Origin of the sequence: Pseudomonas meliae (assembly GCF_001400515.1) — a bacterium.
Classification (GTDB): domain Bacteria; phylum Pseudomonadota; class Gammaproteobacteria; order Pseudomonadales; family Pseudomonadaceae; genus Aquipseudomonas; species Aquipseudomonas amygdali.
Map to the genome: position 1 here is coordinate 1 of NZ_LJQT01000104.1, position 819 is coordinate 819.

General features: G+C 46.5%; 1 protein-coding gene and 1 pseudogene. Both read left to right on the plus strand.

Annotated features, from left to right (window positions below):
• Positions 1-217, plus strand: a pseudogene (locus tag ALO64_RS25875) (ParA family protein); the annotation flags it as partial.
• A 35-nt stretch (positions 218-252) separates the two neighbouring features.
• Positions 253-507, plus strand: a complete 255-nt coding sequence (locus ALO64_RS04730; protein ID WP_003381801.1) for a hypothetical protein — start codon at positions 253-255, stop codon at positions 505-507.
• Positions 508-819: the final 312 nt, after the last annotated feature.

Genomic DNA, 819 nt, shown 5'->3' on the forward strand with positions numbered 1-819 from the left:
GAGCCGAACACCACAGTCTGACCGTGAGCTAGATAGCGCTAGGTCTAACATTGAAGCTTTTGGGTTTGCGTGTGCCACGGGCTCTATACCGCTTTCTACGGGGTATGGCGCGGCGATGGATTTGGGTCTAGCAATTACTGAAACTAGGTTCAAAGGGCTTAATGACAAAGCGTTATCTGTCGTGCAGCAGGTGTTCAATCACGCGAATAATGCATGATATAATGAAAGCATTAATTCATGAGAGCATGAAGTATGACTGATAAATCTCCACCAAACCGCAAACCGCAGGCTCCAAAAATTGATGTGGGCGCGTTTGGTGCCGCTTCAAAAGCACCCACAGGCCCGGTCAATATTGAACGCAGCTCATCAAACCTACCGAAGCCCATTCAGATTCGTGTGCCTATTGAAAAGCATTCCGAAATCAAGGCTTACGCTGCTGAGCAGCAGATGAGCATAACCGATCTTTTGATGAAGGCTTATGAGGAGTACAGGACGAGGCACAAATAGTATGAATTCATTATTTCATGAAAAAATGAATTAATGATCATGCGAAAGAGACTCGAAATGTTTCGTATGGATTGTGAGAGCTTCAAGGAAATTGGCATGAATTCNNAAAGGTGGCCCGCAGGGAAGGTGAGAGTTCCAGGCGGGCCGTATAACACAGAGAACCCACACGAGGGGAAACCATGTCACATGTTGAATATATCATGCTGCGCAACATTAAAGTTGTGGACTTATGGCGTATGCAACCAAATCAGGTAGCTGCTTTCGCCAAAACCTGCTCTGGGCGATTCAGGGCCACTATCGAATTAGCCATGC